8 protein-coding genes are annotated in these 13,104 nt (G+C 69.1%); 3 read left to right on the top strand and 5 right to left on the bottom strand.

Going from position 1 to position 13,104, the window contains the following annotated elements:
• Positions 1 to 71 precede the first annotated feature (71 nt).
• On the bottom strand, positions 72 to 2,129 hold the full coding sequence (locus tag ACQQ2N_RS19115; RefSeq protein ID WP_440223167.1) for a prolyl oligopeptidase family serine peptidase: 2,058 nt from the start codon (positions 2,127 to 2,129) through the stop codon (positions 72 to 74).
• 110 nt (positions 2,130 to 2,239) lie between these two features.
• On the opposite strand from ACQQ2N_RS19115, the gene pgi reads away from it, so the two are divergent.
• The 3 genes from pgi (at position 2,240) to ACQQ2N_RS19100 (ending at position 6,603) form a co-directional block, all read left to right on the top strand.
• Positions 2,240 to 3,835 (top strand): glucose-6-phosphate isomerase, encoded by a 1,596-nt coding sequence (pgi, locus tag ACQQ2N_RS19110; RefSeq protein WP_440223166.1) that lies wholly within the window; start codon positions 2,240 to 2,242, stop codon positions 3,833 to 3,835.
• Between the two features lie 412 nt (positions 3,836 to 4,247).
• The gene (locus ACQQ2N_RS19105; protein ID WP_440223165.1) at positions 4,248 to 4,901 is read left to right on the top strand and encodes an NMCC_0638 family (lipo)protein; all 654 of its coding nucleotides are present in this window, start codon (positions 4,248 to 4,250) and stop codon (positions 4,899 to 4,901) included.
• A 91-nt stretch (positions 4,902 to 4,992) separates the two neighbouring features.
• Positions 4,993 to 6,603: a sulfatase family protein gene (locus ACQQ2N_RS19100; protein ID WP_440223164.1), complete on the top strand. Its 1,611-nt coding sequence runs from the start codon at positions 4,993 to 4,995 to the stop codon at positions 6,601 to 6,603.
• A gap of 25 nt (positions 6,604 to 6,628) precedes the next feature.
• Here ACQQ2N_RS19100 and ACQQ2N_RS19095 read toward each other — a convergent pair whose 3' ends face one another.
• The 4 genes from ACQQ2N_RS19095 to rfbD form a co-directional block, all read right to left on the bottom strand.
• Positions 6,629 to 8,590: an alpha/beta hydrolase family protein gene (locus ACQQ2N_RS19095; protein ID WP_440223163.1), complete on the bottom strand. Its 1,962-nt coding sequence runs from the start codon at positions 8,588 to 8,590 to the stop codon at positions 6,629 to 6,631.
• Positions 8,591 to 8,713: 123 nt separating this feature from the next.
• Positions 8,714 to 10,675, bottom strand: a complete 1,962-nt coding sequence (locus ACQQ2N_RS19090; RefSeq protein ID WP_440223162.1) for an alpha/beta hydrolase family protein — start codon at positions 10,673 to 10,675, stop codon at positions 8,714 to 8,716.
• Positions 10,676 to 10,703: 28 nt separating this feature from the next.
• Positions 10,704 to 12,143 carry a mannose-1-phosphate guanylyltransferase/mannose-6-phosphate isomerase gene (locus ACQQ2N_RS19085; protein WP_440223161.1) on the bottom strand — a complete coding sequence of 480 codons (1,440 nt, stop codon included), beginning with the start codon at positions 12,141 to 12,143 and terminating at the stop codon, positions 10,704 to 10,706.
• A 14-nt stretch (positions 12,144 to 12,157) separates the two neighbouring features.
• Positions 12,158 to 13,087, bottom strand: coding sequence for a dTDP-4-dehydrorhamnose reductase (gene rfbD / locus ACQQ2N_RS19080; RefSeq protein WP_440223160.1), 930 nt, complete (start codon positions 13,085 to 13,087; stop codon positions 12,158 to 12,160).
• Positions 13,088 to 13,104: the final 17 nt, after the last annotated feature.

Genomic DNA, 13,104 nt, shown 5'->3' with positions numbered 1-13,104 from the left:
GGCGTGACGCGTCGCCGGGGCGATGCGCGCGGGACGCGGGAGCCGTCGCGGCTCCCGCGCGTGCAGCGGTATTACTGGCCGGTCCAGCGCTTGAGCCAGGCGTTCACGGTCTCGTGCCACTGCACGCTGTTCTGCGGCTTGAGCACCCAGTGGTTCTCGTCCGGGAAGTACAGCAGCTGGCTCGGGATGCCGCGGCGCTGCAGCGCCGTGAACGTGGCCGTGCCCTGCGAGGTCGGGATGCGGTAATCCTTCTCGCCCTGCACGACGAGCATCGGCACGCGCCACTGGTCGACATGGTTGAGCGGGTTGTGGCGCTCGTAGGCGTCCGGCTTGTCGTACACCGTGCCGCCGTTCTCCCATTCGGTGAACCACAGTTCCTCGGTCACGTAGCCCATCGCGCGCGTGTCGAACACGCCGTCGTGGTTGACGAGGCACTTCCACGGCTCGTTCCAGTTGCCGGCGATCCAGTTGATCATGTAGCCGCCGTACGAGGCGCCGAGCGCGCAGGCGCGGTCGGCGTCGAGGAACTTGTACTTCTTGAGCGCGGCTTCCCAGCCGAGCTTGAGGTCCTCGAGCGGCTTGCCGCCCCAGTCCTGCGAGATCGAGTCGGTGAACGCCTGGCCGTAGCCGGTCGAACCGTGGAAGTTGATCGTGACGACCGCGAAGCCCTGGCCGGCGTAGGTCTGCGGATTCCAGCGGTAGCTGAAACCGTTGTTCATCGCACCCTGCGGGCCGCCGTGGATGATGAAGGCGACCGGGTAGCGGCGGTTCGCCTTGAAGCCGACGGGCTTGACCACGTAGCCCTGCACCGTGGCGCCGCCATGGCCGACGAACGTGAAGAACTCGAAGTCGCCGACCGCGAGATCCTTGAGTGTCTCGGCGTTGGCGCGCGTGAGCGGCTTGAGGCTGCGACCACGCGTGTCGGCCGTGAACAGGTCGGCCGGGCGTTTGAGCGTGTCGCGTGCGAGCAGGAGGCGCTTGGCGCCGACATCGAACGCGCTGACCGTGCCGTCACCGACCAGCTTGGTCACCTTGCCCGTGGCGACCTCGACCGAGAACAGCGGGTGCTGGCCCCAGTCGTCCGCGGCCGTGTAGAGCAGCTTGCCGTCGACCGACTCCTTGAGGCCCGACGCCGAGCGGTCCCACGACGGTGCGATCTCGCGCGACGCGCCCGTGGCGAGGTCGAGCGCGTGGATGCCGAAGCGGTCGGCCTCGAAGCCGGCGCGCTTCATCGCGAGGTAGTACAGCGTCTTGCCGTCGCGCGACGGCAGCGGGTAGCTGTCCCAGGCGGGATTGTCGGGGGTGAGGTTCTTCGGCTGCGCCGAGCCGTCGACCGGCACCGAGAAGATGTCGAAATTGGTCGACCACGCCTGCTCGCTGCCCTTGGCGTTGCGCACGGCGAAATAGAGGGTCTTGCCGTCGGGCGAGAACGCGTACTCGCTGGCGTCGCCGAACGGCTTGGACGGCACGTCGCCGTCGATGCTGCCGCTGAGCAGGCGCGGCGTGCCGAGCTTGCCGTCGTCGCCGAGCGTGGCCACGAGCAGCTGCGAGCGGCGGCCATCCGACCAGGTGTCCCAGTGGCGCACGAACAGCTGGTCGTAGACGCGGCCGCTGGCCTTGGCATCGGCCGGCTTGTCGAGGCGCTTCTTCGTGCACGCGAGCGGATCGGACTCCTCCGCGCAGGCCACGAAGAGGTCGGTCGTGAACGCGACCGTGCGGCCGTCGGCGGCGATCGCGAAGCTGCCGATGTCGAGCGGCAGGCTGCTGATCGCCTCGGGCGTGCCGCCCGTGGCCGGCACGCGCCACAGCTGCTGCACGTCGTCCTTGCCGGCGACGAAGAACACGTGCTTGCCGTCGGCGCTCCACGCGCCCGACCACGCGCCGAGGCTGTCCTCGGTCAGGCGCAGTGGCTTGCCGTTGCCGAGCGGCGTGACCCACAGGCTGGTGCGGCCGCGGTTGGCCGCGTAGTCGGTGACGCGCAGCTGGTACAGCGCGCTGCGCTCGTCGGGCGAGAGCTGCGGCGAGCTGACCCGCTCGAGCGTGGCCAGGTCCTTGACCGTGAACGGCGTCGGTGCGGCGAGCGCGGGAGCGGCAGCCGCCAGGGCGACGGCGGCGAACAACGGCTTCATGGGGCGTCCTCGTCGAAATGAACCCCTGATGGTAAGCGCAGCCTGCGGCCGGCGAAAGGACGCAAGTCACGGGTGGCGCTATGCTCGCGGCTTTGCCGGAAGGACCTGCGATGAGCCGAGCCCCGCGTTGCGACCGCACCCCCGCCTGGGCCGCGCTCGGCCGCCATTTCGGCACCGGCGCGCACGCGCTGGACCTGCGCGACGCCTTCGCCGCCGACGCCTCGCGTTTCGAATCATTCTCGTTCGAGGCCGCCGGCATCTTCGCCGACCTGTCGAAGAACCTCATCGACGCGCCGACCCTCGACCTGCTGCTCGCCCTCGCACGCGAGTGCCGCATCGCCGAACGCCGCGAAGCGCTGTTCGCGGGCGAACCCGTCAACGCGACCGAGGGCCGCTCGGTGCTGCACACGGCGCTGCGCGCGCCGCGCGGAACCGCGCCGCATGGCGACGAGGTGCACGAGGTGCTCGAGCGCATGCTCGGCTACGTCGAGCGCATCCGCGACACCGCCACGAGCGGCATCCGCGACATCGTCAACATCGGCATCGGCGGCTCCGACCTCGGGCCGCAGATGGTCGTGCCGGCGCTCGACGCCTGGGTGCATCGCGGCCTGCGCTTCCATTTCGTCTCCAACGTCGACGGTCATGACATCGCGCCCGTGCTGCGCGACCTCGATCCCGCCTCGACGCTGTTCGTGATCGCCTCCAAGACCTTCACGACGCAGGAGACGATGGCCAACGCGCACGTCGCGAAACAATGGTTCCTCGACCATGGCGGCACCGACACGCAGCGCCATTTCGTGGCGACGACGACCAACGTCGCCGCCGCGGCCGCGTTCGGCATCGACACGACGTTCGGCTTCTGGGACTGGGTCGGCGGGCGCTACTCGCTGTGGTCGGCGATCGGCCTGCCGATCGCGCTCGCGATCGGCGCCGAGTCGTTCCGCGAGCTGCTCGCCGGTGCGCATGCGATGGACGTGCACGCGCGCGAGGCGCCCGATGCGCGCAACCTGCCGCTGCTGCTCGGCCTGCTCGACGTCTGGTACCGCAACTTCCACGGCTTCACGAGCCGCAGCGTCGCGCCGTACCACCAGGGTCTGCGGCGCTTCCCGGCCTACCTGCAGCAGCTCGAGATGGAGAGCAACGGCAAGCGCGTCGACCTCGACGGCGAGCCGGTGCCGTTCGCGACGAGTCCGGTCGTGTGGGGCGAGCCCGGCACCAACGGCCAGCACGCGTACTTCCAGATGCTGCACCAGGGCACCGACGTGATCCCGGTCGAGTTCATCCTCGTGCGCGAGCCCACGCATCCGTATGCCGACCTGCATACCAAGCTGCTCGCCAACGGCCTCGCCCAGGCGCAGGCGCTCATGCTCGGCAAGCGCGCCGACGAGGCGCTCGGCGAGCACGTGCCGACGGCCTCGCCCGATATCGCACCGGACGTGCTCGCGCGTCACCGCACGTTCCCGGGCAACCGCCCGAGCACGACCTTCGTGCTCGACAAGCTCACGCCGGCTGCGCTCGGCGCACTCGTCGCGCTCTACGAGCACCGCGTGTTCACGAGCGGCGCGCTGTGGGGCATCAACAGCTTCGACCAGTGGGGCGTCGAACTCGGCAAGGCACTGTGCAACGACCTCCTGCCGCGCATGACCAGCGGCGACACGACCGGCCTCGACGGCTCGACCGCGGGGCTGTTGCGCCGGTTGCGTTGATGGCGTCAGGATGGCGGCTCGCGCGATCCGACCGGGCTGGCGGATTCACGAGCCGAAAGGTTCCGGTAGGTGTTGTGCATTCCCACACAAGGACGATCGTCATGCGCACAAGGATGTTGGCGTTCCTGATTCCACTGGCCGCGTGCCTGTCCTTGCCGGTTCATGCGCAGGCCGCCGCGTCCGCGGGCACGCCCTTGGCGGACGTGCCGGTCGAAGTGGAGCTCACGCGCGAGGCCGAGCATCCCGACCTCACATCCCCGCATCACGCCTCTCGCCCTGATCCCGACGGAGCGCCTCGCCGTCACGATCCTCCTCCTGCCGCCGCGACATCCCCCTCGATGACCGAGGTGACACTCACGCAGCAGTCGGGCGGGTACGAGCGCGTGACGTCCTACGAACGGGTGAAAGGAGAGTGGGTGCTGAAGTCGGACACCTTGACGTCGTGCGAACCGGCGTCGCGGTGCCAGCGGTCAGGCCGGACATTGTGAAATCGGTGCGTGCATGGCCGGTCATGACGGCGTTGTGGATGTTCTCGAATGCGGCATCCTCGAATGCGGCATCGCCCCCGCCGCCTGCCGACAGCTTGAACGACCTGTTCGCCGTTACCTGCATGAAGCACTTCTACTCGCGGGAGCAGTTGAAGGCGAGCATGAACGCCCCGGGCATTCGCGTCGCACCGCAGGAACAGTCGGAGTTCTTCCTGCGGCGTGCACCCGGAACCGCGTGGTTCGTTCCATCCCCCTCGACGACTTACGTCGTCGCGCTCAGGGACGATGGCGTCTGCATCGTCTACGCGCAGACCGCAGAGGCCTCGAAGGTCAAGGCAGGTTTCGTGGACCTTGTCGGGCGGGCACCGGCTCCGATGGAGTCCAGGGAGCAGGCCGGACTGGGACCGAATGACGATCGTGCCTCGACCGTGGCCTACACATGGTCCAGGCCCCAGGACGAGAGTGAACTTCTGTTCGTCCTGACGACGTCCGAAAGTCCCGATGTCACGGCACAGGCCATGGCGTCGATGTCTTTGGTGGGCAGGGTTCCAGCGAAGCCGTCCGCGCAGTCCGACTGATCTTCCGTCGCGCGGCATTGCACGCCGCGCCCGGAAGCCCGATGCTCGCGCCACGACGCCGGCCCCGGCGTCGACAGGGGAATCCATCGCCATGCGCTCCGTCCTCGCGGCGGTCGTGGCGTTCGTCGCGATGTATTGCGCGGCGGGCGCGTACGCCGCGCCGAACCTCGTCGTGCTCATGGCGGACGATCTCGACGAGGCGACGCTCGATCGCGCGCGCGATCTCGGGCTCATGCCGCACTTCGAGCGGGCATTCGGCGAGGAAGGCCTGCGCTTCACCGAGTCGTTCGTGACCAATGCGCTGTGCTGTCCGTCGCGCGCGACGTTCCTGACCGGCCAGTACACGCACAACCACGGCGTGCTCAACATCACGCATGACGCGGCGACGCCGCAGGGATCGTTCAGCGCCTTCGACGATCGCGAACACCTCGGCGTCTGGCTGCAACGCGCGGGCTACCGCACCGGCATGATCGGCAAGTTCCTCAACGGTTACGGCTACGTGCCGCCGCGCAACTGCCCGACCTGCGATCCGATGCGCTACGTGCCGCCGGGCTGGGACGCCTGGCAGGCGATGCCCGACTACGGCGAGCGCCATGGCGATCCGGGCATCCTCTACGCCGGCGCGTATTGCATGTACAACTACACGATCAATGTCGACGGCACGCTCGTGACCCATGGCGGCGCCGATGCCGACTACCAGACCGACGTGCTCGCGCGCCGCGCGGCCGCGTTCGTCGGCGGCCTCGCGGGAGATGTCCGCCCGTTCTTCCTGTACCTCGCGCCGATCGCACCGCATTTCGAACTGTGCCTTCCCGCGGCGACGCCTTTCGAGTACGACGTGCGCGGTGCGCCGCGTCATCGCGGCACGGTCGCATCCGATGTCGGTCTGGACCGCCTGGTACCGTCCTACGACGAGATCGACGTTTCCGACAAGCCGGCCTGGCACGCACGCGAGTACCCGCCGATGCGCGATGCCGACAAGGACGCGCTCGACCGCGGCCTGCGCCATCGCCTCGAAGCCTTGCGTGGCCTCGACGACATGATCGGTACGCTGCGCACCGCGCTCGAGCGGGCAGGGCGCTGGGACGACACCGTGTTCGTATTCACGTCGGACAACGGCTGGCTCAACGGCGAACACCGCGCCTGGGGCAAGGTGCTGCCGTACGAGGGCTCGATCCGCGTGCCGCTGTTCGTGCGCGGACCCGGAATCGACGCCGCGCAACTGCGCGACGGCATGGTGCTCAACACCGATCTCGCGCCGACACTGCTGGCGCGTGCCGGCGGCGAGGCGGGCGTCGCGATGGATGGACGCGATCTCGCACCGCTGGTTGCTTCGCCGCATCCGGTGGCGTGGCGTCGCCGTGGTCTCGTCGAACACTTCCGCGACGCCTCGTGGGCACCCGTGTCGTGGGCCGATTTCGCGGCCGTGCGCACGTCGCGCGACGATGCCGACGCGCCTTCGCAGATGTTCGTGGATTGGCGTGTCGACGACGTGCGCGTCGCGGTCGAGCACTACCGGCTCATGGTCGACCCATGGCAGGTCGACAGCCTCGGCGCGTCGTTGCGCGAACCCCTCGCGACGCAGCGCGCATCGCTGGTCGCGTCGCTGGCGGCCCTGCGCGAGTGCGGCAAGGCCGGTCGTCCGGGCTGCGCGGCCGCGGAAGACGACACCGAACTCGTCTTCCACGGCAGCTTCGACTGACGCGGCGGTTGCCGCGCCGTGAGGGTCAGGGTGTCGTGTTCGCGTCGAGGAACGCGATCAGCTTCTCGAGCATCTCGGCACGGTTGGCTTCGTCGTAGAAGCCGTGGCCTTCGGTGCGCTTGTAGAGCCACTCGGGCTCGACCTTGCGCTTCTGCAGCTCGGCGCGCAGGCGCTCGGCGTGCACGGGCGGCACGCGCTCGTCCTGGCCACCCGCGATCAGCATGACCTTGGCCTTGATGTGGTCGACCTGCGCGACCGGCGAACGCTGGGCGAGCACGGCCTGGTCCTTGCCGAGGACCATCTCGAGGAAGCTCTGGCCGTACAGGTTCTTGCGCACATCGCCGTGGCTGAACATGAGGCGCAGGTCGTACACGCCCGCGTCACCGACCGCGCAACGGTAGAGATCGGGCTCGCGCACGGCGCCCTGCAGCGCGGCATAACCACCGTAGCTGCCGCCGTAGATGCAGACGCGCTTCGGATCGGCGATGCCTTCGGCGATCGCCCACTTCGTCGCATCGGTCACGTCGTCCTGCATCTTCGCGCCCCACTCGCCGTAGCCGGCCTTCTCGAACGCGTAGCCGCGACCGCCCGAACCGCGGAAGTTGACCTGCAGGACGGCGTAGCCGCGGCTCGCGAGGGCCTGCACGTAAGGGTCGTACGCCCACGCGTCGAACGGGCCGTGCGGACCACCATGCACGAGCACGACCATCGGCAGGTTCTTCGCCTCCTCCTTGCCGGGCGGGCGCGTCACGAAGCCCATGAGGTCGAGGCCGTCGCGCGCCTTGAGCGTGATCGGCTGCATCTGCGCGGCCTTGTCGGGATCGACCCACGGCGCGCGCGCGAGCAGGAACGTGAGCTTCTGCGTGTCGCGGTCGAGCAGGTAGTACGAACCCGGGTGCACGTCGGCCCAGGTCGAGACGATGGCCTTGCGGCCGTCACGCGTGGTCGAGACGATGTTGACGCTGTCGCCCGGGAACTGCTGCATGAGCGCGACGATCGCCTTGAGCGAATCGGCTTCCTTGTCGACCGGGTACAGCGACGGGCGACCCGGCGCGGCGCGCACGGCGACGACGTCCTTGCCGTCGAAGCTGCGCACGAGCCCGGTGTGGGTCACGGTCTTGTTCGACCACACGGGCTTGAACGCGCGGTCGGCATCGCTCCACGTGCAGATGCGGCCGACCATCTCGCCGCCGCCACAGGCCCAGTACACGGTCTTGTTGTCGCGTGCGAACGCCACCGGAGTCGCGCGGTTGCCCGAGGCGGCCTCGTCGAGGACGACCTCCCACGCGGCCTTGTCGTCGGGCCTGTGGTAGACCTTGAGCTTGAGCGCCGTGTCGTCGGCGAACGCGAAACGCACCTGGCCGGCATGGTCGACGAGGAACCTCGCGTTGCGGATCGGCCCCGTCGTGACCTTGACGCGGTTGCCGCTGCGCACGTTCATGCGCGCGACTTCGGGGAAATCGCCTTCCTTGCCGGCGTCCCACTTGTTCACGACGACGAGCATGTTGTTCTCGTCGTCGGGCAGGTCGTCGAGCACGTAGGCGCTCGCGCGCTCGGCGGTCGAGCTCTTGATCTTGGAACCGACCGAGTCGCCTTGTGCGCGGTAGCCGAACAGGATGCCGTTGCCGCTGCCGTCGGCATTTACGGCGAGCAGCTCGCCGGTCGAGATCGGCTTGTCGATGCCGCCGAGCTTCTGACCCAGCGTGTAGACGACGCGGTTCGACGCCACCCAGTCGAAATCGGCGAGTTCGTCGTTCTCGCGCGGCCTGACGTTGATGCCCTTGAGCGTGGCGATGTCGAACAGCGCGAGCTGGCGCTTGCCTTCGACGACCGCGACCGCGGCGAGGGTCTTGCCGTCCGGCGAGATCTTGACCTGCTCGAACTGCAGGTGCTTGGCGAAATCGCCGAGCGGAATCGGGTCGGCGGCGAACGCCGTGATGGGCGAGGCGAGGGTGAGGCAGAGCGCAACGGCACGCAGGGCGCGCATCGGATGTCCTTATCGGAAGGGTTTCCCGAGCATACCCAAAGGCACGCGAAACCGCCGCACGTGGCGGCGGTTTCTTTACAAGGCTTGACATGCGCGGGGCGGTGCGTCGCCCCGCGCGTCGGCTCAGCGACTGCTGCCGATGTTGGCGTCGAGGAACGCGACGATCTTCGCGTACATGTCGGCCACGTTCGCTTCGCCGTAGAAGCCGTGACCCTCGGTGCGCTGGTAGAGCCACTCGGGCTTCTTGCCCTTGGCCACGAGCGCGCGCTGCAGGTTTTCCGACTGCACGGCCGGCACGCGCTTGTCCTGGCCACCGGCGATCAGCATGACCTTCGCCTCGAGGCGGTCGAGCTGGTTGATCGGCGAGCGCTGCGCGAGCACGGTGGCGTCGTTGCCGAGCACGGTGTCGAGGAAGCCCGAGCCGTACGAGGACTGCGGGATGTCGCCGCGCGAGCGCATCAGCGCGAGGTCGTACACGCCGGCGTCGCCGATCGCGCAGCGGTACAGCGACGGCTCCCGCACCGCACCCTGCAGCGCCGAGTAGCCACCGTAGCTGGTGCCGTAGATGCAGATGCGCTTCGGGTCGGCGATGCCCTCGGTGACCGCCCATTTCGTCGCGTCGGTCACGTCGTCCTGCATCTTCGCGCCCCATTCGCGGTAGCCGGCGCGGACGAAGTCGTAGCCGTAGCCGCCCGAGCCGCGGAAGTTGACCTGCAGCACCGCGTAACCGCGGCTGGCGAGCGCCTGCACGGTGCGGTCGTAGCCCCAGCTGTCGCGCACGTGGTACGGGCCGCCGTGCACGAACACGACCAGCGGCAGGTTCTTCGCCTCTTCCTTGCCGAAAGGTTTGGTCACGTAGCCGCGCAGCGGAAGCCCGTCACGCGCCTTCGTCGCGAACGGCTCCATCGTCGCGAGTTCGTCGGGCTTGATCCACGGCGCGCGGGCGAGCAGCGGCGTGGTCTTGCGCGAGGCGGTATCGACGAGGTGGAACGTGCCCGGGTTGAGGTCGCTCGACACTTCGACGAGCGCCTTGCTGCCGTCGAGGCTCGCCGAGGTGAAGCGCACGTCCTCGCCCGGGAACTGCTTCATGAGCTCGGCCAGCAGCGCGCTTTCCTTCGCACCCTTGTCGACGAGGCTGACCGCGATGCGGCCCGGCATCGAACGCACGGCGTAGACGTCCTTCTCGTCGAACGTGCGCGAGAACTCGATCGGGGACGCCTCACCCGTCGACACCGTCTCGAGCTTGCGATCGGCCACCGACCAGCGGCACAGGCCCGAGCAGTCGAAGTAGACGGTGTCGCCGGCGCGGTTGAACGCGACCGGCGCGACGCGGCGGCCGTCGGTGGCCTCGTCGAACACGACCTGCCACGGCTTGCCGTCGCCCTCGCGGTAGTGGACCTTGTACTTGAGCGTGTTGTCCTCGCCGTAGGCGAAGCGCACGACGCCCTCGTTGTCGGCCACGAACGTGGCGATGCGCAGCGGCGCCGTGGCGACGACGCGCGTCTTGCCGTCGCGCAGGTTGATGCGGCGCGCCTCGGCGAACGCGGTCTCGCCGCCGGGCACGTTGACCATGCTCCAGTTCCACGGCTGCACCGCGATCAACGCGCTGCTGTCGTCGCCGCGCAGCGGGTCGATCATGGTCGCGCTCGCGTACTCGCCGTCGCGGCGCTTGATGCGCGTGCCCGTGGTGCCACCGCCGGCGCGATAGCCGAACAGCAGGTCGTTGGACTGCGACTCGGCGTCGACCGTGTGCAGCTCACCGTTCGGCGCGGGCGCCTCGAGTCCGCCGACCGCCTCGCCGATCGTGTACATGATGCGCGTCGGCGAGACCCACCACAGCTGGATCACGTTGGCGTTCTCGCGCGGCAGCACGTTGAACACCTTGTTGTCGGACAGGCGAATCACCGAGACCGAGCGCTGACCTTCGATCGTCGACACTGCGGCGAGGTAGTCGCCCTTGGGCGACAGCTTGGCGTCGTGGATCCGTGCGTGGCGCGCGAACTCCTCGAGCGTCGGTGGCGCGGCGAAGGCCTGCGGGGCGAGGATGCCGCACAGCAGCGCGGCGACGATGGCGGATCGGTTCATGGTGACTCCCTGTCGTTCTGGAATGGGTTCAGGCCTTGGCCTTGACGCGGCCGTAGCGGTCCTCGAGGCGCACGATGTCGTCCTCGCCGAAGTAGTCGCCGCACTGCACCTCGATGAGGTGGATGTCGCGGTCGGTCGGGTTCTCGAGGCGGTGCACGGTGTTCATCGGGATGTACGCAGACTCGTTCGCGTTGAGCAGGAATTCCTTCTCGCCGATGCGCACCTTGGCGGTGCCGTGCACGACGGTCCAGTGCTCGCTGCGCTTGTTGTGCAGCTGCAGCGACAGCACGTGGCCCGGCTTCACGGTGAGGCGCTTGACCTTGCAGTCGTCGGCATCCTCGAGGATCGTGTAGCTGCCCCACGGGCGGTGCACGGTGGTGTGGAACGTGGCCGACTGGTGATTGGTCGCGCGCAGGCGGTCGACGACGAGCTTGACCTGCTGGGCGCGGTTGCGGTCGGCGACGAGCACGGCGTCGCCGGTGTCGACGATGACGAGGTCCTTGACGCCGACGGCCGCGACCATGCGGGAGTCGGACTGGATGTAGCAGTTCTCGCTTTCGACGATGACGGCCTGGCCGCGCACGCGGTTGCCGGCATCGTCAGCCTCGGCGTCCATGTCGCTGACCGCCTTCCACGAGCCGATGTCGCTCCAGTCGAACGTGGCCGGCACCACGGCCACGCGCGGCGCGCGTTCCATGATCGCGTAGTCGATCGAGATGTCGGGCTGGGCGAGGAACAGCTCGCGCGCGAACTCGATCGGGCTGGCCTGGCCGCTCTCGCTGGCATGGCAGGCGCGTGCCGCGGCGATGACGTCGGGGCAGGTGACCTCGGCGGCCGCGACGAGGGCGTCGGCACGGAAGCAGAACATGCCCGAGTTCCACACGTAGTCGCCCGAAGCGACATAGCTCTCGGCCGTCTCGCGGTTCGGCTTCTCGACGAACGCGCCGACCGCTCGGCCGTCGAGGCCTTCGATCGCCGCACCCATGCGGATGTAGCCGAAACCGGTTTCCGGATGGGTCGGGCGGATGCCGAACGTGACCAGCCAGCCGTCCTGCGCGAGCGCGGCGGCACGGCGCGCGTCGGCCGCGAACGCGTCGAGGTCACGGATCAGGTGATCGGCCGGCAGCACGAGCAGGGTCGCATCGGGGCCGCACTGTTCGAGGGCGTGCAGCGCGGCGAGCACGACGGCCGGCGCCGTGTTGCGGCCGGCGGGTTCGAGCAGGAACGGCAGCTTGTCGAGATCGGCGTCCGGATGCGCGGCGTACTCGTCGCGGGTCAGGAAGTAGTAGTCGCGGCCGGTCACGGTCAGCACGGTGCCGTCGTCGGACAGGCGCAGGGCGCGGTCGAGCGTCTTGTAGAGCAGCGACTGGCCGTCGCCGAGGCGCATGAACGGCTTCGGGTAGGCGCTGCGCGAGACCGGCCAGAGGCGGGTGCCGGCACCGCCGGACAGGATGACAGGAACGAGCATGGGGTTCTCCTTGTTCAGGTGCGCGCGGCGGCGATCTCCGCCATGACGGCGCGCAGGCCCTCTTCCCAGGTCGGCGATTGTAAGCCGAACACGAGCGCGAGCTTGGTGGTGTCGAGGACCGACCACGCGGGCCGGCGGGCCGGGGTCGGGTAATCGGCCGTGGCGATGCGGGTCACGCGCGGCGCGCGCGCGATCACGCCCGCTTCGGCGGCAGCGTTCACGATCGCCTCGGCGAACGAGGCCCAGCTGCCATGGCCGCGGCAGGTCAGGTGGTAGGTGCCGAGTGCCTGCGTTCGGTCGTGGGCGGGCAAGGCCAGCCAGCGGCGCAGCAGCTCGGCGGTCATCGTCGCGATCACCGGTGCCGGCGTCGGCGAGCCGATCTGGTCGTCGACGACGCGCAACTCGTCGCGTTCGGCGGCGAGGCGCAGCATCGTGCGCAGGAAATTGTGGCCGCGTGCGCCGTACACCCAGGCCGTGCGCAGGATCAGGTGGCGTGCGCCGGACGCGCGCAGTGCATCTTCGCCGTCGCGCTTGGTACGGCCGTAGACGCCGGCCGGCGCGGTGGCGTCGCTCTCGTGGTACGGCGTGGCCGTATCGCCCGCGAACACGTAGTCGGTCGAGTAGTGCACGACGAGCGCGTCGTGCCGGGCCGCCCAGGCGCCGATCTCGCCGACGGCGAGGTGGTTGACGCGGTCGGCGAGGCCGGGCTCCGATTCGGCGCGGTCGACCGCCGTGTAGGCGGTTGCGTTGACGATGATGTCCGCGCCGGCACGATCGAGCGTCGCGACCAGCGAGGCAGGATCGGTCAGGTCGCAGGCGAGCGTGTCACCACCTTCGTCGAGGCGGCCGTCGCGCGTCGTCGCGATCACGTCGCCGACACGCGCGAGCGGCGCACGCAGCGCATGGCCGACCTGGCCGTTGGCACCGAGCAGCAGGATCCTCATGCTCAGGTCGTCGACGC

The sequence above is a fragment of the Dokdonella aquatica genome, from assembly GCF_051987395.1.
Lineage (GTDB): Bacteria > Pseudomonadota > Gammaproteobacteria > Xanthomonadales > Rhodanobacteraceae > Dokdonella.
The sequence above is the reverse complement of the archived record's forward strand: the minus strand, read 5'-3'. Positions and strand labels throughout refer to the sequence as shown.

Bases quoted from the DNA above. Each gene is read 5' to 3' on its own strand.
- ACQQ2N_RS19115 (WP_440223167.1), bottom strand. From the start codon at position 2,129: ATGAAGCCGTTGTTCGCCGCCGTCGCCCTGGCGGCTGCCGCTCCCGCG.
- pgi (WP_440223166.1), top strand. From the start codon at position 2,240: ATGAGCCGAGCCCCGCGTTGCGACCGCACCCCCGCCTGGGCCGCGCTC.
- ACQQ2N_RS19095 (WP_440223163.1), bottom strand. From the start codon at position 8,590: ATGCGCGCCCTGCGTGCCGTTGCGCTCTGCCTCACCCTCGCCTCGCCC.
- rfbD (WP_440223160.1), bottom strand. From the start codon at position 13,087: ATGAGGATCCTGCTGCTCGGTGCCAACGGCCAGGTCGGCCATGCGCTG.
- ACQQ2N_RS19100 (WP_440223164.1), top strand. From the start codon at position 4,993: ATGCGCTCCGTCCTCGCGGCGGTCGTGGCGTTCGTCGCGATGTATTGC.
- ACQQ2N_RS19085 (WP_440223161.1), bottom strand. From the start codon at position 12,143: ATGCTCGTTCCTGTCATCCTGTCCGGCGGTGCCGGCACCCGCCTCTGG.
- ACQQ2N_RS19090 (WP_440223162.1), bottom strand. From the start codon at position 10,675: ATGAACCGATCCGCCATCGTCGCCGCGCTGCTGTGCGGCATCCTCGCC.